At 72.2% G+C, this 20,620-nt stretch carries 17 protein-coding genes; 7 read left to right on the top strand and 10 right to left on the bottom strand.

The window, feature by feature from the left end:
• Window positions 1-12: 12 nt before the first annotated feature.
• The 4 genes from T9R20_RS02460 to T9R20_RS02445 form a co-directional block, all read right to left on the bottom strand.
• Window positions 13-939 carry a DnaJ domain-containing protein gene (locus tag T9R20_RS02460; protein ID WP_322410976.1) on the bottom strand — a complete coding sequence of 309 codons (927 nt, stop codon included), beginning with the start codon at window positions 937-939 and terminating at the stop codon, window positions 13-15.
• Window positions 940-1,077: 138 nt separating this feature from the next.
• A complete protein-coding gene (locus T9R20_RS02455; protein ID WP_322410975.1) occupies window positions 1,078-1,350 on the bottom strand; it encodes a hypothetical protein in 273 nt (90 codons plus the stop codon).
• Between the two features lie 88 nt (window positions 1,351-1,438).
• Entirely contained in the window at window positions 1,439-2,275 is an 837-nt protein-coding gene (locus tag T9R20_RS02450) for an ATP-binding protein (protein WP_322410974.1), read from the bottom strand.
• 9 nt (window positions 2,276-2,284) lie between these two features.
• A complete protein-coding gene (locus T9R20_RS02445; RefSeq protein WP_322410973.1) occupies window positions 2,285-2,908 on the bottom strand; it encodes an NUDIX hydrolase family protein in 624 nt (207 codons plus the stop codon).
• 87 nt (window positions 2,909-2,995) lie between these two features.
• Here T9R20_RS02445 and T9R20_RS02440 point away from each other — a divergent pair, with 87 nt between their 5' ends.
• On the top strand, window positions 2,996-3,691 hold the full coding sequence (locus tag T9R20_RS02440; protein ID WP_322410972.1) for an alpha/beta hydrolase: 696 nt from the start codon (window positions 2,996-2,998) through the stop codon (window positions 3,689-3,691).
• A gap of 33 nt (window positions 3,692-3,724) precedes the next feature.
• Here T9R20_RS02440 and T9R20_RS02435 read toward each other — a convergent pair whose 3' ends face one another.
• Window positions 3,725-4,087 carry a hypothetical protein gene (locus tag T9R20_RS02435; RefSeq protein ID WP_322410971.1) on the bottom strand — a complete coding sequence of 121 codons (363 nt, stop codon included), beginning with the start codon at window positions 4,085-4,087 and terminating at the stop codon, window positions 3,725-3,727.
• Window positions 4,088-4,705: 618 nt separating this feature from the next.
• Between T9R20_RS02435 and T9R20_RS02430 the strand changes: the two genes are divergently transcribed.
• Window positions 4,706-6,301 (top strand): ABC-F family ATP-binding cassette domain-containing protein, encoded by a 1,596-nt coding sequence (locus T9R20_RS02430; RefSeq protein WP_322410970.1) that lies wholly within the window; start codon window positions 4,706-4,708, stop codon window positions 6,299-6,301.
• Between the two features lie 2 nt (window positions 6,302-6,303).
• Here T9R20_RS02430 and T9R20_RS02425 read toward each other — a convergent pair whose 3' ends face one another.
• The gene (locus T9R20_RS02425; protein ID WP_322410969.1) at window positions 6,304-7,365 is read right to left on the bottom strand and encodes a hypothetical protein; all 1,062 of its coding nucleotides are present in this window, start codon (window positions 7,363-7,365) and stop codon (window positions 6,304-6,306) included.
• Window positions 7,366-7,479: 114 nt separating this feature from the next.
• Here T9R20_RS02425 and T9R20_RS02420 point away from each other — a divergent pair, with 114 nt between their 5' ends.
• The 4 genes from T9R20_RS02420 (at window position 7,480) to T9R20_RS02405 (ending at window position 14,218) form a co-directional block, all read left to right on the top strand.
• Window positions 7,480-12,234, top strand: coding sequence for an ATP-dependent helicase (locus T9R20_RS02420; protein WP_322410968.1), 4,755 nt, complete (start codon window positions 7,480-7,482; stop codon window positions 12,232-12,234).
• Window positions 12,227-13,000 (top strand): DNA-formamidopyrimidine glycosylase family protein, encoded by a 774-nt coding sequence (locus T9R20_RS02415; protein WP_322410967.1) that lies wholly within the window; start codon window positions 12,227-12,229, stop codon window positions 12,998-13,000. The genes T9R20_RS02420 and T9R20_RS02415 overlap by 8 nt, the downstream gene beginning before the upstream one ends.
• A 152-nt stretch (window positions 13,001-13,152) precedes the next feature.
• On the top strand, window positions 13,153-13,560 hold the full coding sequence (locus T9R20_RS02410) for a transferase (protein ID WP_322410966.1): 408 nt from the start codon (window positions 13,153-13,155) through the stop codon (window positions 13,558-13,560).
• Between the two features lie 46 nt (window positions 13,561-13,606).
• Window positions 13,607-14,218, top strand: a complete 612-nt coding sequence (locus T9R20_RS02405; protein ID WP_322410965.1) for a LysR substrate-binding domain-containing protein — start codon at window positions 13,607-13,609, stop codon at window positions 14,216-14,218.
• Window positions 14,219-14,408: 190 nt separating this feature from the next.
• On the opposite strand, the gene T9R20_RS02400 is transcribed toward T9R20_RS02405, so the two are convergent.
• From T9R20_RS02400 to T9R20_RS02385, 4 genes are all read right to left on the bottom strand, one after another.
• Window positions 14,409-16,862, bottom strand: coding sequence for a CHAT domain-containing protein (locus tag T9R20_RS02400; RefSeq protein WP_322410964.1), 2,454 nt, complete (start codon window positions 16,860-16,862; stop codon window positions 14,409-14,411).
• A gap of 129 nt (window positions 16,863-16,991) precedes the next feature.
• The gene (locus T9R20_RS02395; RefSeq protein WP_322410963.1) at window positions 16,992-18,647 is read right to left on the bottom strand and encodes a S8/S53 family peptidase; all 1,656 of its coding nucleotides are present in this window, start codon (window positions 18,645-18,647) and stop codon (window positions 16,992-16,994) included.
• A gap of 53 nt (window positions 18,648-18,700) precedes the next feature.
• On the bottom strand, window positions 18,701-19,171 hold the full coding sequence (locus T9R20_RS02390) for a hypothetical protein (protein WP_322410962.1): 471 nt from the start codon (window positions 19,169-19,171) through the stop codon (window positions 18,701-18,703).
• Window positions 19,158-19,775, bottom strand: coding sequence for a sigma-70 family RNA polymerase sigma factor (locus T9R20_RS02385; RefSeq protein WP_322410961.1), 618 nt, complete (start codon window positions 19,773-19,775; stop codon window positions 19,158-19,160). The genes T9R20_RS02390 and T9R20_RS02385 overlap by 14 nt, the downstream gene beginning before the upstream one ends.
• A 78-nt stretch (window positions 19,776-19,853) precedes the next feature.
• On the opposite strand from T9R20_RS02385, the gene T9R20_RS02380 reads away from it, so the two are divergent.
• Entirely contained in the window at window positions 19,854-20,600 is a 747-nt protein-coding gene (locus T9R20_RS02380) for a glutamine amidotransferase-related protein (protein WP_322410960.1), read from the top strand.
• Window positions 20,601-20,620: the final 20 nt, after the last annotated feature.

The following is a 20,620-nucleotide window of genomic DNA, read 5'->3' as shown; positions in this document are numbered from 1 at the left end:
TCGGTCGCCTACCTAGACGAACTGCGCGGTGTGCTGCAGGCGCGTGCGGATCTCGAACAGCTCTGTGCCGCCGATCGCACGGGCACCGGGAAGGCCGCGGCGGAGGACCGTGGCCAGCGCGCTCCGCGAGACGAGCGCCACCGGGATGCCCTTGACCCGGCCGAGCTCCTGGATCGCCTCGTCGACGTCCTCGTCGGGGAGCACCACGATCGCGCCGGTGAACTTCACGCGCGCGGCGCGGGAGACCACCCGCATCCGCGCCAGCAGCCCGGCGACCGATCCCTCGGGGATGCCCTCACCGACGATCTCGCCCCGGCGCACGCCCACCGGGCCGCCGAAGTCCTCGGAGAGGATGCCGAACAGCCCGCTCGGCCCGAGCACGATGTGGTCGAGCTTGACGTCGGGGTCGCCGTCGCGGCCCGAGGCGGCGACATCGTGCCACACCGTGTAGCCCATGCCGAGGTCGGCGACGGTGCGTGCGGTCTCCTCCTCGGCGAGGGCGTCGGCCAGAAGCCGGCGCAGGTGGTGGGGCGCCGAGCGGACGAGCGCGGGGTCGTAGGGGTCCTCGACGGTGACACCCCGCCCGACCCACTCGCGGACGAGGGTCAGATATCGCTCGCGACGCCAGCCGCCGGGGTGTCCGTACGACCGGGCGCGGGGACGCGTGTCGGCGCGGGGCGCCGGCGGGCGCCATCCCGACCATTCCGGTGCCGGCTCGGCGCCGAAGCCGTGCCCGCGGTCGTAGGCGGCGCGGGCCTCGGCGGTGCCGACCAGCTCCCATGCCCGCTGCACCTGGACGAACACCGCGGCGTCGCCCCCGGTGTCGGGATGGGTCTGGCGCAGCCTCAGCCGGTAGGCGCGGCGCAGCTCCTCGTCGTCGGCCGCGGGGTCGACCTGGAGCACCTCGTACGCGGAGGCGGACAACGGACTGTCGAACACCGTTTCAGGCTATGCGCTGCTGGTCGAGACTCGGCTGAGAGCCCCGATGAGGTCGCCGACGGTGTGCTCGGCAATAGAGGGATGCCGCAGGGGGCGAGGGGGCGCGGCTCGGCCGCGTCGAGCCGGGGGCGTCCCCGGTCAGGGACGGGGATGGCCGGGCGGCTCCGGGGCGGGCCCGGGTGCCCGGTTCTCGCCGTCGGGGCCCCTGCCAGCGCGCCGCCCCGCAATCTCCTGGCCGAGCCTCACACCACCCGCGATCATGAGCGCCACACCGACCACGAAGAACAGGATCCGCATCCAGAACACCATGTCGGGATAGAGCAGGTTCGGGAGCGCGAAGGCGAAGGTCGCGCCGACGAAGTACCAGACCGCGATCTGCGCGGGCGGTGCGGGAGCATTCGGGACGGTCATCCGGATCCTTTCGCGTCGAGGTGCTTCGACGGTAGGACGGCTCACCGCTCACGTCCTCCCCCGCAGGGGGGAGATCGGGCCAGGGCGCTCAGCCCGCGGGGCGGCCGGTCAGCACGGTGGCCAGCGTCGGGCGCCATTGCCGCTGCACGTAGGCGAGGGCCTCATCGACGGGCAGCGCACGGGTGGAGTTGCCCACCCGGATCCACAGCTCCGTCGACGCGCCGCCCCCGGGAGCGGCGAGGAAGACGGGCTTCGGCGAGGGCGGACACTCCACCGCGCAGACGACCGTGCCCTCAGGCGGCACACCGACGAACCGGATGCGCGGCAGGGCCGCCGCATTGCGTCCGAGTGCGGTGGAGAGCAGATCGCGCAGCCACAGCTCGAAGCGATCGTGGTCGGGGGTGCGCAGGGTCGCGAGGTCGCGGTGGAGCCCGACCGCCTCACCGGCGTCGTTGGCGCCGATGACGAGCACCCCGCCGCGGCTGTTGAGGAACGCCGCGATCGTCTTGGCGATCGCGAGCTCCATGCGGGCATCCTTCTTGTCTTCGCGGACGTTCCAGCGCGCGGTCTCTTTGAACTCCACGCGCTCCGACTCGCCCGCGCGCAGCACCGCCGGGACATCTGCCTCACCCGCGCCCCGCTGGGTCAGCGCGACGATCGACGCGACGAGGAACGACAGAGCGAGACTCGACCCGAAAGTGAGGAGGAGGGTCGTGGGCATCCACAGCCGCTGCCCGTACAGGAACATCCCGGCCAGGAAAATCCCGACGCTGAAGCCGAGGAGCGAGATGAGCGTCATCGCCGTGATGCTCAGCGACAGCCGGCGACCGAAGATCGCCAGGATCAGCCGTGCGAGAAGGTACGCGATGCCGACCGCGATCGGCAGCGCGACGGCGAAGTCGACCAGGAGGGGGCTCTGCGGCATCCGTCCCTCTCAGCGCAGCGCGCCCACACTCGCCAGCGCGAGACGGATGAGGCTGCCCCGGCCGCCCTCCATCTCGGCGGCGACGGCGTCCGACGCGGCCTCGTCGGGCGAGAGCCAGGTGACCTCAAGGGCATCCTGGCGCGGCTCGCAGGTGCCGGTGACCGGCACGACGAAGGCGAGCGAGACGGCGTGCTGCCGATCGTCGTGGAAAGCGCTGACGCCGGGGAGGGGGAAGTACTCGGCGACGGTGAACGGCACGGGCTGCGGCGGCAGGAGCGGGAACGCCATCGGGCCGAGGTCGTTCTCGAGGTGGCGGAACAGCGCGTCGCGAACCGTTTCGCCGTAGCGCACCCGCCCCGACACGATCGTGCGGGTGATCTCGCCCACCGGGGTCGCACGCAGCAGGATGCCGACCTGGATGACCTGGCCCATGCCGTCGGTGCGGACCGGCACGGCCTCGACATAGAGCATCGGGAGGCGCCGGCGCGCCTCGGCCAGCTCGACATCGCTCAGCCAACCGGGGTTCGCCGATGATCCCGTCGACCCTCCCCCGATCCCGTCGAGCGGGTCGCGGCGAGCGCCGCGGGCGTCGTCGTTCTCGCTCGGGTCGGGGTCAGGGGTGCGCACCGGCATAGGTCATGTATACCCCGCCGCGTCGCAATCACGCAGGAGCGCCAGCGCGGCATGAGGCCTGTCGGCGACCTCTGGAAGGATGTCGGCATGTCCGACGAGCTCGCTCCCGCCTTCGACCTGGATGACGACACAGCGCTGTGGTCGGCGGAACCGGGGGACCGGGCAGGCAGGCCGTTGCTCGTCCTGCTGCACGGCTACGGAGCCGACGAGCGCGACCTGTTCGGACTGGTGCCCCACCTTCCTCCCGCATTCGTCGTCGCCGCGGTGCGGGCACCGCTGACCCCGCCCTGGCCGTCGCCGGGGTACTCCTGGTACCCGATCGAGGGGCTGCAGGGCCGCGATCCGGGGGCCGTCACGTCCGCCGCCGAGGCGCTCCTGCGCTGGCTGGATGCCGCGACCGCGCCGGCGACGAGCGTCGGTCTCCTGGGGTTCTCGCAGGGCGCCGCTGTCGCGCTGCAGGCGCTGCGGCTGGACCACGAGCGGTTCGCGTTCGCGGTCAACCTCTCGGGCTACGTCGCGCCCGGGGCGCTCCCCGGCGACACGGCCCTCGCCGCCCGACGCCCGCCCGTGTTCTGGGGTCGCGGCTCTCGGGACGATGTGATCCCCGCGGCGCTCGTCGAACACACCTCGACATGGCTCCCCGACCACGTCGACCTCAGCGGGAGGCTCTATCCCGGCTTGACGCACAGCGTGTCGGAGGACGAGCTCGGCGACGTGCGGGTCTTCCTCGACAAGCGTCTCGCCGCGCCGGAACAGGCGGGGGGCGGGGCCGAGGCGGAGTAGGTCGAGCGGAGCGTCTGGCGAAGCAGGTCGGGGTCAGTCGCCTCCGCCGCCCCCGCCGCCCCCGTCGGCTCCTCCTCCGCCGTCGAATCCGCCGTCGGATCCACGGTCGGATCCGCCGTCGGCGGAGTGCCGGTCATCCCAGGTCGTTGCCCCCGACGCTCCGGCGGCCTCCGCTCCGCCCGAGCGGTCGGGGCGTCGTGTCGACGGCGATCGGGCCGCGCCGAAAGCCACGGCGAGAGCCACCCCGATCCCCGCACCGAGGGCGATGCCCACGCCGACGTTGCCGAGCGCCAGACCGAGCGCCACCCCTACGGCGACTCCGATGGCGAGCCCGCCGATCCATCCCGCTGCGCGCCGATCGGGGCGACCCCCGTCGGCGCCTTCGTGTTCGACCATGGGCTTCACGCTATGCGCGGCGCCCCCTCTCCGCGTCCCTCGGCGGGCGGATTCCTCTCCGCCCCGCGGCGGAGAGTAGCGGGGCCACGCGATCGGGTCGCGGAGTCGTCTCGCGCGCGCGGCCCCACGCGCGAAGCGCCGCATCCCTCCCGCGACCCGTCAAAGAATGCGGCCCGCGCGGCCCGCAGACGACGTTTTCTGACGGGTCGCGGCCAGCCGGCGCGGCCCGGCAAGCGCGCGGCCCCGCGAGCCGTCAGAAAGTGCGGCCCGCGAGGCCCGCAGGCGACGCTTCCTGACGGGTCGCGGCCAGCCGGCGCGCGAAGTGCGCCGCATCCCCGCACAGCGCGCCCTCCCCCGCGACCCGTCAGATAGTGCGGCCCGCGCGGCCCGCGAGCAGCATTCTTCGACGGGTCGAGGCCGCCTCAGCCTTGCGAGCCACCCCGGGTCACCCGCTACAGTGTTCAGGTCCTGTTCCCGACGTGAGGAAAACCGGTGAAGGTATCCGACGGCTCCGCGTTCACGCGCTGACACCGTCGACCCGCCGCATCCGTCAGGTCTTCTCTGCCGCATCCCGGCGCCCGGTGTCTGTGCATCCCTCAGACATCACCGGGAGGCCTCATGCCGCAGTCATCCACTCACCCCTCCGTCGTCCTCGACGCCGTCTCCTTCCGCTGGCCCGACGGAACGGTCGCCCTCCGCGACCTCTCGGGCTCGTTCCCCTCTGGCCGGACCGGCCTGGTCGGCCGGAACGGCTCGGGGAAGACCACGCTTCTCCGCCTGATCGGCGGTGACCTCACCCCGTCTGCGGGGCGAATCCACCGCACCGGCGACGTGGCGACGCTCGCCCAACGTCTGACACTCGACGTCGACACGCCCGTCGTCGACCTGTTGGGTGCCGGCCCACCACTGCGCGCCGTCCGTGCGATCGAGGCCGGCGACGTCGATCCGCGCCACTTCGACGCCGTCGGCGACGACTGGGACATCGAGGCCCGCTGCCACGCGGCCCTCGCCGAAGCGGGCCTGCGGCCCGAGATGCTCGACCGCCGCGTCGGGGAGCTCTCGGGCGGGGAGGCCGTGCTCGCCGCCCTCGCCGGCATCCGCGCGGGCAGGGCGGCCATCACCCTTCTCGACGAGCCGACCAACAACCTCGACCGCGATGCGCGGCACCGTCTCTACGACCTGGTCGACCAGTGGCGCGGAACGCTCATCGTCGTCAGCCACGACACCGCCCTGCTCGAGCGGATGGATGACACGGCCGAGCTGTACGACCACGCGCTGTCGGTCTTCGGTGGTCCCTACTCGAAGTGGCGAGCGTGGCTCGAGGCCGAACAGGGCGCGGCTCGGCAGGCCGAGCGCGCGGCGGCGCAGCGCTACCGGCGCGAGCGGCGCGACCGCATCGAGGCCGAGACCACCATCTCCCATCGTCTGGCGATGGGCCGCAAGGCCGAGCGAGAGAAGCGGGTGCCGAAGATCGTCGCGGGCGGGCTGAAGCGCGCCGCACAGGTGTCGGCGGGGAAGTACCGCGGCGAGATGGCCGACCGCGAGCAGGCCGCCCGCACGGCGCTCGACCTCGCCGAGCTCCGGGTCCGGGACGACGACGCGGTGCGCATCGACCTGCCCGATCCCGGGGTCGCCGCCGGTCGTCGCATCGCCACGATCGACGGCGGCGAGCGCTCCTGGATCATCCAGGGTCCCGAGCGCGTCGCCCTCATCGGCCCCAACGGAGCGGGCAAGACGACGGCCCTGGAACGACTCGTCGGCGGAGGAGGGTCGGTCGGCGGCATCCGGCTGGAGACCCACACCGACCGGATCGGCTACCTGCCGCAACGCGTGGACGGACTTCGGGATGACGAGTCGGTGTTCTCCCACGTCGCCGCTGCCGCGCCGCAGACCGGCTCGGTGGAGCTGCGCAACCGGCTCGCCCGGTTCCTCATCCGCGGCGCGGCGGTCGACCGTCCGGTCTCGGCGCTGTCGGGCGGTGAGCGGTTCCGCGTCGCGCTCGCCCGCCTGCTCCTGGCCGACCCCGCCCCGCACCTGCTGGTCCTCGACGAGCCGACGAACAACCTCGACCTCGACACCGTCGACCAGCTCGTCACGGCGCTGTCGGCCTATCGAGGCGCCGTGCTGGTCGTCAGCCACGACGACGCGTTCCTCGGGCGTCTCGGAGTCGACCTCGTGCTCGAGCTGCGGGACGGTGCGCTGGAAGAGCCCTGACCTCAGCGCCAGCCCTCGGCCGCGATCACCGCCAGGCCCCGTAGGATCTCATCGGAGGGCAGCTCATCCTGAGTCCGTAAATAGACCGTCGCTGCGTTGACTCCGTCTGTAAGCGAGTACGCGCTCGAGTCGATCGAGTCGTAGCCCGAGTTGCCATAGGCGGTAATGCCGTCGACGCCGACGTCGTAGGGCTGGTCGCTTTCGAAGAAGGGGACAGCCCAGGCCTGACCCCCCGCCGTCAGCACCTCGACAGGCGGCTGCTGCGGCCCGAAGGTCAGGTAGCACTGTGATTCGTGGGACGCCTCCGCCGCGAGGAGCACCTCCGGCGCGGGCGGGTCGTGGTAGCCGCCCGCCTCGCCGGTCACCGACGTTCCGAGTTCCGTGCTCAGTCGCTCGGCGACGCGGGCGCAATCCAGCACCGGCCACCATTCCGCGTCTTCGCGTTCCCACGACGGATAGGCCGTCACCCCGAACGCCGCGGTGATGGCCGCACCGATCTCCTGACCCCACGCGTCGACGGCCTCACGGGTCATCCCCGACCAGAGCTGGAACGACACGGCGGTCCACAGACGTTCGCCTTCGCCTCGCCATCCGCACACCCATCCGGGGTCGCACTCCTCGAAGTAGTACGGAATCTGGTCCGCGGGGAACTCGGTCTCGCCCAGGGCCGCCTGGGGCATGGCCGCCGCGCGGATGATCCCGCCCTCCCCCTCCCACGTGCAGCCGAGCCCGCCGAGGTTGGCCACGGCGGTCGCAGTACCCTCGTTCCGGACGGTGACCGGGAACCCGATGACGTCTGCCACCGCGGTGGGCGAGATCATCCGCTCGCAGTCGTCGTCGAAGACCGTCGGCGGCTTCTCTCCGCCGGGCACCGACACCGTGTCGGGCGTCGGTGTCACCGAGGCGGTCGCCGTCGCCGTGGGCGACGCGGTGGGCGAAGGGGATCGCGATTCCTCCCGCCCGGTGCATCCGGCCATCGCCACGGCCGTGACGACGAGGACGACGAGAACAGCGGCGGGGCGGTGGCGGCGGAACATCCATAGTCCTGTCGTCATCGGCGTCACGCGCCGGCGCAACAAATCTAGGACGTCCGGCTCTTCTTCCCTTCCCCTGCCCGACAACGAATCCATAACGCGTCCACCCGCCCCGATGTCGGAGGGGCGCGGGAAGATGGAGGGATGAGCGACGCCTCGACGGTCGCGGCACCCGAGGTGCTCGGCCGCTTCGGTCCTGCGACCCAGGACTGGTTCCGTGGCGCGTTCGCCGAACCGACGGCGGCGCAGGCCGGGGCGTGGGATGCGATCTCGCGCGGCAAGCACGCCCTCGTCGTCGCCCCGACGGGCTCGGGCAAGACGCTGTCGGCGTTCCTGTGGGCGATCGACCGGATCTTCCGGGAGAAGGATGCCCCGGCGACGACGCCAGACGACGCTCCCCGTCGCCGGCGCGGCAGCGCACGGACGGCACCGCCGGCGCACACGCGGGTGCTCTACATCTCGCCGCTCAAGGCGCTGGGTGTCGACGTCGAGCGCAACCTCCGCTCCCCCCTGGTCGGGATCGGTCAGTCGGGCCGGCGCCTCGGCCAGCCGGTGCCGAACGTCACGGTCGGCGTGCGGTCGGGCGACACCTCCTCCAGCGACCGCCGCAAGCTCGTCACCGATCCGCCCGACATCCTGATCACCACCCCCGAGTCGCTCTACCTCATGCTGACCAGCCAGGCGGGCGAGACGCTCCGCGAGGTGCACACCATCATCATCGACGAAGTGCACGCGGTGGCCGCGACCAAGCGCGGTGCGCACCTCGCGGTGAGCCTCGAGCGGCTCGAGGGGCTGCGACGGTCGCACGACGCGGATGCCGCGCCGGCCCAGCGGATCGGCCTCTCGGCCACGGTCCGCCCCATCGACGAGGTCGCACGCTTCCTCGGTGGCTCGCAGCCGGTCGAGATCGTCGCGCCGCGCTCGACCAAGGCGTTCGATCTGCGGGTGGTCGTGCCCGTCGAAGACATGCTCAATCCGCCGCCGCCCCCGGGCGCACCGCCCGAACCGGATGACGGCGGCGACGCGTCCGGCGACTGGTACGCGCCCGATTCTGCTCCCGAGGAGCGGACGGGATCGCTCTGGCCGCACGTCGAAGAGGCGATCGTGGATCGCATCCTCGCCCACCGCTCGACGATCGTGTTCTCCAACTCCCGACGCCTGGCCGAGCGACTCACCGGGCGGCTGAACGAGATCTACGCCGAGCGCATCGGCGCCGAGATCCCCGACCCGGCCGTGCCGGCCGCGATGATGGCGCAGGCCGGGTCATCGGCCGGGGCCCCCGCGGTCCTTGCCAAGGCCCACCACGGGTCGGTGTCGAAGGAGCAGCGCGCCCAGGTCGAGGAGGAGCTGAAGTCCGGCGTCCTCCGCTGCGTCGTGGCGACCTCGAGTCTGGAGCTCGGCATCGACATGGGCGCGGTCGACCTCGTCATCCAGGTCGAGGCTCCCCCCTCCGCCGCATCGGGACTGCAGCGCATCGGCCGCGCAGGCCACCAGGTGGGCGAGGTGAGCCGGGCGGCCCTGTTCCCCAAGCACCGCGGCGACGTGCTGCACACCGCGATCGTGACCGAGCGGATGCTCGCGGGGCAGATCGAGGCGATCGCCGTCCCGCAGAATCCCCTCGACATCCTCGCCCAGCAGACCGTCGCCGCGTGCGCCCTCGGACCGATCGACGTCGAGGGCTGGTTCGAGACGGTCAAGAACAGCGCCCCGTTCCGCACCCTCCCCCGCTCGGCCTACGAGGCCACGCTCGATCTGCTGGCCGGGCGGTTCCCCTCCGATGAGTTCGCCGAATTGCGGCCCCGGCTCGTCTGGGATCGCGACCACGGCACCCTCACCGGTCGACCGGGCTCGCAGCGGATCGCTGTGACCAGCGGCGGCACGATCCCCGACCGGGGTCTTTTCGGGGTGTTCGTCGCCGGCGAGAGCAGCAACGCCCGCGTCGGCGAGCTCGACGAGGAGATGGTCTACGAATCCCGCGTCAACGACGTCTTCACCCTCGGCACGACCAGCTGGCGCATCGTCGAGATCACCCACGACCGGGTCAACGTCGTGCCGGCCTTCGGCCAGCCCGGCAAGCTGCCCTTCTGGCACGGCGACGGGATCGGGCGACCCGCCGAACTCGGCGAGGCGCTCGGCAAGTTCTCGCGAGAGGTGTCGGCCGCAGGTCCTGAGAAGGCGGCGGAGAGATTGGATGCCGCGGGGCTCGACGCGCACGCGCAGCAGAACCTCCTCACCTACCTGGCCGAGCAGCGCGAGGCCACCGGATCGCTTCCGACCGACCGCACCCTGACGGTGGAGCGGTCCCGCGACGAGGTGGGCGACTGGCGCGTCATCCTTCATTCCCCTTTCGGCATGCAGGTCCACGCGCCCTGGGCTCTCGCGGTGAACGCGCGCATCCGCGAGCGCCTCGGCGTGGAAGGAGCCGCGGTCGCGAGCGACGACGGGATCATCGCCCGGGTGCCGGATGCCACGGCCGAGCCGCCCGGCGCCGAACTGTTCGTCTTCGAGCCCGACGAACTCGAGCAGATCGTCACCGACGAGGTCGGCGGGTCGGCGCTGTTCGCCTCCCGGTTCCGGGAGTGCGCCGCGCGGGCCCTGCTCATGCCGCGGACGAACCCCAATCGGCGGAGCCCGCTGTGGCAGCAGCGCCAGCGTTCCGCCCAGCTGCTCGAGGTCGCTCGGCGCTACCCGACCTTCCCGATCATCCTCGAGACGCTCCGCGAGGTGCTGCAGGACGTCTATGACCTCCCGTCGCTGCTGCGCATCGCCGCCAGCATCGCCGACCGGCGCATCCGGCTGATCGAGACGACCACCAGCCAGCCCTCCCCGTTCGCTCGCGACCTGCTCTTCGGATATGTCGGCGCGTTCATGTACGAGGGCGACTCGCCCCTCGCCGAGCGTCGCGCTGCCGCGCTCTCCGTCGATCCGGCGCTCCTGGGTGAGCTGCTCGGCAAGGTCGAGATGCGGGAGCTGCTCGACCCGAACGTCATCGCGCAGTTCGAGCGCGAGGTGCAGAGGCTGGATCCCGAACGCCGCGTGAAGGGTCTCGAGGGCGTCGCCGACCTGCTGCGACTGCTCGGTCCGCTCGACGCGGAAGACGTCGCCGCGCGCCTTCAACCGGACGAAGAGTCGGCCGGCGAAGGGGCGGATCGCCAGACCGCCCAGGCGCTCCTCGACGCCCTCGTCGACGCGCGTCGCGCGATCCCGGTCACCATCGGCGGTGTCGCCCGCGTCGCGGGCATCGAGGATGCCGGCCGCCTCCGCGATGCTCTCGGAGTAGCCCTCCCCGTGGGCATCCCCGTCGCCTTCCTCGAGCCGCTCGCCGACCCGCTCGGCGATCTCGTCGCGCGCTTCGCGCGCACCCACGGCCCCTTCCGCACCGACGACGTCGCGTCGCGTCTGGGCATCGGTTCGGCCGTCGCGCGCCTGACCCTGCAGCGGCTCGAAGCCCAGGGCCGCCTGTCGAGCGGGTTCTTCCTGCCCGTCGGCGACGACCGCACCGGTCGCGCCGAGGAGGCGGAGTGGTGCGACAGCGAGGTGCTGCGCCGCCTGCGGATGCGCTCGCTCGCCGCCATCCGAGGCAGCGTCGAACCCGTACCCCCCGACGCCTTCGCGCGGTTCCTGCCGGAATGGCAGCACGTCACACGCCCACTGGAGGGCATCGACGGGGTCGCCGCCGTGATCGAGCAGCTGGCCGGGGTACCCATCCCCGCCAGCGCGTGGGAGTCGCTCATCCTCCCGTCGCGCGTCAGCGACTACACCCCGGCGCTGCTGGATGAACTGACCACGAGCGGCGAGGTGGTCTGGTCAGGACACGGCTCGCTGCCGGGACGCGACGGCTGGATCGCGCTGCATCCTGCCGACACCGTGCCGCTGACGCTCGCACCCGCCGAGGACGCGCTGGCCGAGGGCTCTCTCGAGTCCCGGATCATCGAGGTGCTCGAGGCGGGGGGCGCCTACTTCGCCGCGCAGCTGCGTTCGCTGACCGACGCCGAGAACGAGCAGTCCGTCATCGACGCCCTGTGGGCGCTGACGTGGACGGGTCGCGTCACCAACGACACCTTCGCGCCCATCCGAACCCTCCTCACCGGTGGCTCGCAGGCGCATCGTGTCAGCCGGCGCGCGCCGCGCGCGCGGATGTACCGCGGCGCATCGCTCCCCCGCGTCACGCCGTCGGCACCGCCGCGGCCACCGGCCATCGGCGGGCGCTGGTCGTTGCTCCCCACCTCCGAGCCCGACGCCGCGCTCCGCGCGACGGCGGCAGCGAGCCTGCTCCTCGACCGCTACGGGGTCGTCACGCGCGGCTCGGTGCAGTCCGAGGGCATGCCGGGCGGCTTCGCACAGGCCTATCGGGTGCTCGCCGGCTTCGAAGAGGCGGGTCACTGCCGTCGCGGATACGTGATCGAGAAGCTCGGCGCCGCCCAGTTCGCCGCGTCGAGCACGGTCGATCGCCTTCGCCACTTCGCCGCACTCCCCGACCCGCCGCCGCTGGCGGCGGTCACCCTTGCGGCGACCGATCCCGGCAACCCCTACGGCGCGGCCCTCCCGTGGCCTCGTGTCGAGGGGGTGTCCCACCGTCCGGGCCGCAAGGCCGGGGGTCTCGTGGTGCTCGTCGACGGTCGCCTGGTGCTGTACGTCGAGCGCGGGGGGAAGTCCACGCTGGCGTTCACCGACGACGTGACGGAGCTGCAGGCGGCGGCCCGCGATCTGGCCGCGACGATCGCCGCCCGCCGCCTGGACACGGTGACGATCGAGCAGGTCAACGGCGCTTTCGTGCTGGGCACCGACGTGGGCGGCGCCCTGCGCGAGGCGGGGTTCGTCGAGAGCCCCCGGGGACTGACGCTCCGCCGCACCACCGCGGCCGCCGCAGCGGCCGCGGGATCGAGCCGCCGTGCCTGAGGGCGACACCGTCTTCCGCGCAGCACGGCGTCTGCACGAGGCCCTCGCCGGCCACCCGGTGGCCCGCTTCGATCTGCGGGTCCCCCAGGTCGCGACGGTCGACCTCACCGGCGAGACCGTGCACGCGGTTCTTCCGCGGGGCAAGCACATCCTGCACCGCATCGGCCCGTGGACGCTGCACAGCCATCTGAAGATGGAGGGCGAGTGGCACCTGTACCGTCGCGGCGGGCGCTGGCGCAAACCGGGGTACAAGGCCCGGGCGATCGTCGGGACGACCGAGTGGGACACCGTCGGATTCGACCTGGCCGACATCGCCGTCGTCCCCACCGACCGTGAGGGCGAACTCGTCGATCACCTCGGGCCTGACCCCCTCTCCAGGGACTGGGACCCGGCAGAGGCCGCGCGGCGTCTCTCCGCCGATCCGCGCGAGATCCATGTCGCCCTTCTCGAGCAGCGAAACGTCGCCGGTTTCGGCAACGAGTACGCCAACGAGATCCTCTTCGTCCGCGGCATCCTCCCCACCACCCCGGCACCCGAGGTCGATACGGCGGCGCTGCTCGACGTCGGCGCACGGATGATCCGCGCCAACCGCGACCGTTCGGGGCGGACGTTCACCGGAGACTCCCGTCCCGGTCAGAGCACCTGGGTCTACCGACGCGAAGGACGTCCGTGCCGCCGATGCGGAACGCAGATCCTCGGCGGTGAGCTCGGGGCGGACCCGACCCGCGAGCGCATCATCTTCTGGTGCCCGGTCTGCCAGGGCTGAAACCTCCGCGCCGACATCCCATCCGGCGTGTACCTCCGCGACGAAGAGATTGCAACCCCCTGCATCCAAGCGGGCTGATGCGAGGGAATGTATCTGTGCAGGCATCGGTTGTATCTGTACTCGGCGCAGCTTAGGCGCTGAAGGAGGAGATCGTGGGCAAGAACTACGTCGACATCGAGAACGACCAGGGCGAGACGCTCCGTTACCGCAAGCACGTCAACGGTCGCGGGTTGATCGCGCACGGCGCCAAGGTGCACCCGACCGCCATCGTCGAGGCCGGCGCCTACGTCGAACCCGGCGCGCAGATCGCTGCCGGCGCTCGCGTCGGACGCGGTGCCTGGATCGAGGCGGAGGCCATGATCGGCCCCGACGTCGACATCGCACCTCACGCTCACATCGGCCCCGGTGCCGTCATCGGAGGCGGCGCGCGGATCGGCGTCCGCACGAACATCGGCGCCGGCGCCCGCGTCGCGGTGAACTCCCTCATCCGCGACGACGAGACGATCGCCGACGGAGAACGCGTGGCGACCGATCGCCGGGGGTTCCGTCTGGCGGCATGACCCCGGCGCCCACCCCACCGGCACGGGCGCCGCTAGCCTGAAGCGCATGGCTGCTCGACCGTTCCTCCTCGGCGCGGTGGCCGGGGCGACACCCGGCAAGTGGATCGGCATCTGGAAAGAGCGGATGCCGCGGGTGCCGCTCGAACTCGTGCCCATCGCGGCTGCCGAGCAGCGTGATCGTCTCACCCGGGGCGACGTGCACGCGGCGCTGGTGCGTGGCTCTGTCGATCGGGACGGTCTGCACCTCATCCCCCTCTACGACGAGGTTCCTGTTGTGGTGATGTCGACCGATTCGCACCTGAGCGTCGCCGACGAACTCACCGTCGACGACCTCCTGGGGGAAATGGTCTACACACCGACGGATGACGTCCTCGACGTCCCTGTGCCCGGAGCGTTGACGCCTTCCTTCGAGGGCACGCTCGACACGGCCGAGGCGATCGCGACCGCCGCCAGCGGCGCAGGGGTCGTGATCGTCCCGATGTCGCTCGCCCGGCTGCACCACCGCCGTGACGCCACCTTCCGCCCGCTGGTCGACGGGCCGCAGTCTCCCATCGGTCTGGCCTGGCCGCAGGAGGCTCCCGACGACGAGGTCGCCGCACACATCCAGACCTTCATCGGCATCGTCCGTGGCCGGAGTGCGCGTTCGTCCCGCACGTGAAGCAGGGGTGCCGCGGACCGAAACCCCCGCGACACCCCTGGAAGCAGCATGGATCCTCACGCCCCGCGGGAGCGCGCCCCCCGGCAGATCCTGAGTGCCCCCCGGTCGGGTTCGGCCGACCGCACTCACTGCCGCTTCACAGTGAGGGAGCGTCGTCATACGGCCCTGATACAGGCCGTGCGGAGTTTTTCTAGAACCCTCGACCGTGCACCTGGAAAGGTGCTCGGATCCCCGTGCGCCGCGCGGCCGCGGCGAGCGCCTCCGCCGGCGCCTCCCCGGCGGCCAGACCCTCGTGCATCGCCGCCAGCAGCTCGCAGGCGTCGTCGTCGGCGACCTTGACCGGGGCGGCGATCACCGACGCCGCTCCGGCGTGGAGCCAGATGCGGGTCATCCCGAGCGCCTCCTCGCCCCACCGCACGGACGAGCGACCGACCTCGCAGGCCGAGAGCACCACGACGCGGGGAACCTCGCGGATGAGGTCGATGTCGTATCCGAAGAGCACGCCGTCGGTGAGCTCCAGACCCGAGAACAGCGGGTTGTCGGCGGTGTGGCGACCGTGCGCGGCGATGTGGAGGACATCGGATGACGCCGCGAGCCCCGCCGTCGCGCGCACGGTCGCGTCGTCCGCGACGAGCGCCGCAGTCGACGCCCAGGCAGACCTCGCCCGGGAGATCTCCTCCTCGCCGCGCGGCACCGCCGGTCCGGCCACGAAGCCGATCGCTCGCCCGGGGCGCACCGATGCCGTCGGGGCGGGGGCGTGCATCCAGCGGGTCGCCGAGGTCGCTGCCGTGAAGACCCGTCCCTGCATCGACGGGAGCATTCCCCATGGAACCCCGCTGAGGATGCCCGGCACGGTGAGGACGAGCCGGCGGCGGTCGGTCCGGGCGAGCGCAGGGTCGAGGAGGGCCGCGGAGAGCTCGGTCAGGCGGCTCTGCAGCGCGGCCTGGACTACCGCGGCCATCGGGCCGGACCGCACGGCCGCCGCCATATCGAGGTCCGCGCGCAGCCCGGACAGAAGTCGTCCGATCCGCCCGGGGTCCGCGAGCGGGACGAGGGCATCGTGCGCACTGTCCGAGACGAGGACGGCGAGAGCCGTCCCGGTGTACACGTAGCTCAGTACCGCGGTGTCGGTATCGAGGGCGTCCCGCACGGCCTGCAGCGTGACGAGCCGGGACGCCTCACCCGCTCGGGTCTGCGCCCACTGCCGGCGTCGCGCTCGCTCCCGCAGCTCCGAAGCGCGTGGATCGTCGAGCCAATCGATGCCCGGCTTCTCCGCGCGGATCGTCCGCAGCTCGGCGAGTTCGGCGGCCAGCTGCGGGTCGGGAGGCGGGCGAAGCGGGGTCGACTGCTGGCTGAGATGGCGGGCGCGCTCGGCCCACTCGAAGACGACCGCCGGGGCCTCGGACCGCAGCGCCGCGTCGAGGCCCGTGTACATCAGTCGCGCACCGTGCATCGCCGCCGAGGTCTGCAGATCCAGACTCCCGAACGTCGCCGTCCAGGACGCCAGGGTGTCGATGCCCCGCGCCGCATGCCGTCGGACGTCGGCGTATCGCTCCCGTCGCCGGGCCCGCGCGGCCTTCACCTCGTCTCCGATCAGGCGCACTTCCAGCGGAGCATCCTCACCGATGCGCACGCGACGCCCGTCGAGCGAGGGGTCGGCCGCGGCGGCGGTCAGACGCAGCGCGATCGCCTCGCCGCGGAACCCCGCCCGCCCGAGGCCGGCCGCGACCTCCGCCACCCGCTCGGCGAGTTCCGGCCTCGGCCCACGCCGTGAGGCGTGCAGCTGCGCACGCAGACGGATCGCCTCCGCCCGGTGCGCCCAGGCCTGGTTTCCGAGCCGCTGGAATCGCTTGGATGCGGCGAGCGCCACCGTGCGGGCACGCTCGGGGTCGTGAGCCAGAAGCGATCGTGCGAGCTGGAACTCGGCCTCCGCGCGGGACTGCGGCATCCGGTGCGCGCCGAACACGGCCGCGACGCGTTCGAGCAGGCGCTCCGCCTCGGTGGTCTGCCCGGCGTCGCGGAGCACTTCGGCCCGGTCCATATCGCCGACCGCTCCCGCGACGGGGGTCGTCGCCGCTGCGGGGCGAGCCGTGACCATCGCCTCCAACGCGGTGACGAGGTCGCCCGAGAGCAGGGAGATGTAGCCGAGATTGTGCCGGGCGTGGGCCTCATCGGTCGCGAGGCCGGCCGCGGCGAAACGCGTCGCCGCCCATTCCGCATCCGCGGCGGCACCCTCGAGGTCTCGCAGCTGCATCCGGCCGAGGCTCCGATTCATCCGCACCCGGGCGGAGGCGAGCGGGTCAACCTCGTCGAGGGCTCCGATCGCCTCGCCGAACAGGCGCTCGGCCTCGTCGAGCCGACCGCCGTACATCGACAGCGCCCCCAGCTGCCCGCGCAGGATGGCACGGGTGTGCGACGTCAGACCACGCGCAGACAGGGCTCCGCGCAGCACCCGTTCGGCGTCTGCGGGCGAGCCGGTGCGCTGCAGCGCCAGCGCCCGGGTCCCCTCGATGCGCGCGATGAGGTCGGCGTCGTCCGTGCGACCCGCGGCCTGCGCGAGCACGCGGAGCGCGCGCGCATAGCGCCCGGAGATGCAGAGCTCGACGGCGAGCCGGTGCAGATCATCGGCGGTCCTGGTGGCCACCCTTCATCATGGCGCAGACAGCGGCGCGCGCAACGGCGGGGCCGATGCCCGGCACACCGGACTCGGATGCTGCGAGCCGGTGTGTCGCACGCGATCCCCGCCGTTGCGTCCGGTCACCGACTGAGGAACTCAGGCCCGAGCCCGCGTCGTGCCCTTCCAGTCCTTCTCCAGCTTCGCCCCCGCCGTGCGCAGGGCCTTCACCCGCGGCGCCGGCTTCTCGTCGAGCGATCCGTCCATGAGCCCTACCCCGACCATCTCGGCCAGGGCTCCCGCGATGTACGGGGCGGCGAACGAGGTGCCGCTCCAGATCACGAAACCGCCCGTGAAGTCGTCGGGGTCGATGGTCTCGCGTCGGAGGCCGTAGCGGTCGTTGCGGGTGCCCGCCTGGATACCGCCGTTCAGCGGAGGCGCGGAGCTGACCACGGCCACCCCTGGCGCGTACACGCGGACCCAGTCGCCGACGTTGCTGAAGAGAGCGACGCTCTTGCCGTTGGGGTTGAGTGCGCCCACCGAAAGGTGCGGAGCCGCGTCGTCGGGGTCTTCCACCGTGAAGTCCGCGTCCGGCCACCGCCAGAGGGCGGCGGGGAACGCCGGCCGATCGGTCGCATCGTTGCCGGCCGAGCAGACCACAGCGCAGCCGTGCCGGCGGGCGGCGACGAGGTAGGTCACCAGGGTCTGGTCGAACTGCCCGTCTTCGGGTGTCTCGTGGTAGTAGCTGAGCGAGAGGTTGAGCACGTCGATCGGTCGGCCCCCCTCGCCGCGGGCGTAGCGGATCACCAGCTCTGCGACCGCTCGCACCGCTTCGAGGAACTCCCCCTCGAGGAGGGTCCCCTGACTGTCGGCGACACGGATGGAGATGAGGTCGGCGTCGGGCGCGATCTGCCGGATCACTCCGGCGACGAAGGTGCCGTGCCCCGCGGCCTGATCGAGGAACCCGTCGAACGGACCCGAGATGTCGCCGATCTCCTCCGGGTCGGTCGCCGCGCCGACCACACCGACCGGTTCGCCCCCGCTGTGGAGGTGACGATCGACGATGCTGTCGGGGAGCCAGGCGTGCCTGCCGCATCCGGTGTCCATGAAGGCGACTACCGGACGGCGTCCCTTGATCGAGTCGTCGTCACGGCGCGGCGGATCGCCGATGTACGACACCACCTCCCGGCCGCCCGAACCGGGATAGGCGTAGGCACCGGGCCCGGGAGCGTTGGTGGAACCGTAGGGGTTGGTCGAGCCGTACGGGTTCGTCGACCCGTAGGGGTTCGTCGAGCCGTACGGGTTCGTCGACCCGTAGGGGTTCGTCGAGCCGTACGGGTTCGTCGAGCCATAGGGGTCGATCGAGATGACGTGGTCGAGGCCCACGCCGGGCAGGCCCTTGTCCGAGCGGCCGCGAGCCCGCTGCAGCAGCCGCCAGGCGTCGATCGGCGGCACGGGCTCGTCGTCGCGGTCGGGCTGCGGGTCGGGGAAGATGCGGGCGACGAGCACCAGCGGGAGCCCGAGCTCGCGCCGCGCCGTTCCCGCGCGCTCGCGCGCGACCTCGTCGGTGAGACGCTCGCCCCGCACCGTTTCGAGCCGCACGCCCCAGCCGAAGTCACCGGCCGCGCCGCGCAGGATCGAGAGGATCTCGTCGAGCAGCTCGTCGTCCGTGATGAGCAGATGGTCGGGGTCGTACGCGGTCGGGTAGGGGCGTACGCCCTCCACCCGCTCGCTCGTAGGGTCGAGAGGCACGCCGCGGGGGCGGGCGGCGTCGACGCGATCGCGCCAGTCGGGTGTTCCGTCGGGTCGGACCATGGTGGAGCGTCTCCTCGATCAGGGCGGCACCGCGCCCGGCGGGCGCGGCGGGATCAGATTTCGAACTGCGGGGTCTGGAACTCGCCGGGGCCGGTCTCGCCCGGGGCGGGGGGAAGCGAGAGGCGCAGCCGGGTCAGCCCCGGAGGCACGTCGACGAAGGCGAATCGGCCGTGCTCGCCGGCTTCCGTCGTCCACTCCCGCGCCTCCTGCACGAGGCGGATCGACAGCGGCTCGGCGTCGACCCAGCCGTCGACGCGGCGCCGGCCGTCGTCGGCGACCGAGACGTGCAGCAGCACGTTCGTCCTCCCGTCGCTGAACTGCAGCGTCGCCGTGTCCGCGTCGCCACGGGTCGCGGCGAGGGTCCCCTCCACGAGCGTCAGGAGCGCGTACTCGCGGGAGAGGTCTTCCACCGCGACGGCGGCGACCATCCGATCGACCAGGCCCGCGGGCATCGGGTCGACCTCCTCCCACACCGCGCGAAGCTGTGCGAACAGACGGGCATCGGCGGATTCATCCGTCGTCATCTCTGCCGTCCTCTCCTTCCTCTGCGAGGATCGCCCGCAGTTTGCCGAGACACCGCTGCCTCGTCGGACCGATGGACCCGATCGGCATCGCGAGGTCCTTCGCGATGCGCGCATAATCGGGACGTTCGTCGAAGGCGACCACGCGGAGGAGGCGCTGGCACCGTTCGTTGAGCTGATTCACCGCGAGCCAGAGTCGCCGCGACGCATCGTCGCGGAGCGCGGTCTGCTCGGCCGACTCCTGGGTCGGCAGGTGCGGTTCGAGGTCGTCGACCTCGGTCGGATCGGCACGGCGCTGCTGGCGCCCGACCCGCCACGCCTCGCGGCGGGCCGTGGTCGTGAGCCATCCCGAGATCGCGAGGGGCTCGACGATGGACTCGTGCCGACGCACGAGGGTGAGCCACGTCGTCTGGACGACATCCTGCGCGAGCGCCGTGTCGATGCCGTAGGCGCGCACGATGTGCCACAGGGTCGGGGTCATGAGTCGGACCAGATCGTCCATCGCGCTGCGATCACCGTCTCGCCACCGCTGGAACAGCGTGGCGGCCAGCTCCCAACGCAGAGGGCGGGCAGGGTCGACCCCGGCATCCGCGTCAGCATGCGTCATAGCGCCCATTGTGGCCACACCAGGTCAGAGGCACCACCCGGGCGTGTGATACATCCGAGCCCGACCTAAACTTCACGGGTGACCTCAGCCGATCTGCTCTACCTCTGCGCGCGGCCCCAGGAGGCGGCGGCGGAGGCCGAATACGCCTCGTTCCGCGAGGCGATGGGTGTGGGAAGCGATCGGATGGATCGTCACGATCTGGTCCGCTCAGCGCTTCCCGACGACGCGCTGGACCGCTATCGGGCCGTGGTCGTCGGTGGCAGCCCGTTCAACGTCGTCGACCCGGAGTCGACCAAGACCGAGGTGCAGCGGCGCGTCGAACGAGACCTCGAGCGGGTGGCTGCGGCCGCCGCCGCGGGCGACGGGATCGCGGCGATGTTCACCTGCTACGGGATCAGCGTGGTCACCCGCCTCCTCGGCGGCGAGGTGAGCCGGGGCTTCCCCGAGGATGCCGGTCCGACGACGGTGTCGGTGACGGCGGCCGCGCACGACGACCCGCTCTTCGCGTCGATCGAGCCGGCCTTCGCCGCTCTGACCGGTCACAAGGAGGGCACGGCCACCCTCCCGCCCGGCGCGGTGCACCTCGCGACGAACGAGGCGTGCCCCGTGCAGGCCTACCGCGTCGGCGACCGCCTCTACACCACGCAGTTCCACCCCGAGCTGACGCCGCGCGCCTTCACCGAGCGCATGCAGGTCTATCGCAACGACGGCTACTACGACGCGAGCGACTACGACGTCATCGCCGGCCGCGTCCTCGCCGCACCGGTCAGCGAACCGGAGCGCCTGCTCGCCGCGTTCGGCGCGCGCTTCGGCGCCCACGCCTGACGCCGATCGGGCCCGACAGG

Source organism: Microbacterium invictum, from assembly GCF_034421375.1.
Taxonomy (GTDB): Bacteria; Actinomycetota; Actinomycetes; order Actinomycetales; family Microbacteriaceae; genus Microbacterium; species Microbacterium invictum_A.
The sequence above is the reverse complement of the archived record's forward strand: the minus strand, read 5'-3'. Positions and strand labels throughout refer to the sequence as shown.

Excerpts from the sequence above, each read along its gene's own strand:
- T9R20_RS02455 (WP_322410975.1), bottom strand. The coding sequence starts at position 1,350 with ATGACCGTCCCGAATGCTCCCGCACCGCCCGCGCAGATCGCGGTCTGG.
- T9R20_RS02450 (WP_322410974.1), bottom strand. The coding sequence starts at position 2,275 with ATGCCGCAGAGCCCCCTCCTGGTCGACTTCGCCGTCGCGCTGCCGATC.
- T9R20_RS02445 (WP_322410973.1), bottom strand. The coding sequence starts at position 2,908 with ATGCCGGTGCGCACCCCTGACCCCGACCCGAGCGAGAACGACGACGCC.
- T9R20_RS02440 (WP_322410972.1), top strand. The coding sequence starts at position 2,996 with ATGTCCGACGAGCTCGCTCCCGCCTTCGACCTGGATGACGACACAGCG.
- T9R20_RS02435 (WP_322410971.1), bottom strand. The coding sequence starts at position 4,087 with ATGGTCGAACACGAAGGCGCCGACGGGGGTCGCCCCGATCGGCGCGCA.
- T9R20_RS02430 (WP_322410970.1), top strand. The coding sequence starts at position 4,706 with ATGCCGCAGTCATCCACTCACCCCTCCGTCGTCCTCGACGCCGTCTCC.
- T9R20_RS02420 (WP_322410968.1), top strand. The coding sequence starts at position 7,480 with ATGAGCGACGCCTCGACGGTCGCGGCACCCGAGGTGCTCGGCCGCTTC.
- T9R20_RS02405 (WP_322410965.1), top strand. The coding sequence starts at position 13,607 with ATGGCTGCTCGACCGTTCCTCCTCGGCGCGGTGGCCGGGGCGACACCC.
- T9R20_RS02395 (WP_322410963.1), bottom strand. The coding sequence starts at position 18,647 with ATGGTCCGACCCGACGGAACACCCGACTGGCGCGATCGCGTCGACGCC.
- T9R20_RS02390 (WP_322410962.1), bottom strand. The coding sequence starts at position 19,171 with ATGACGACGGATGAATCCGCCGATGCCCGTCTGTTCGCACAGCTTCGC.
- T9R20_RS02385 (WP_322410961.1), bottom strand. The coding sequence starts at position 19,775 with ATGACGCATGCTGACGCGGATGCCGGGGTCGACCCTGCCCGCCCTCTG.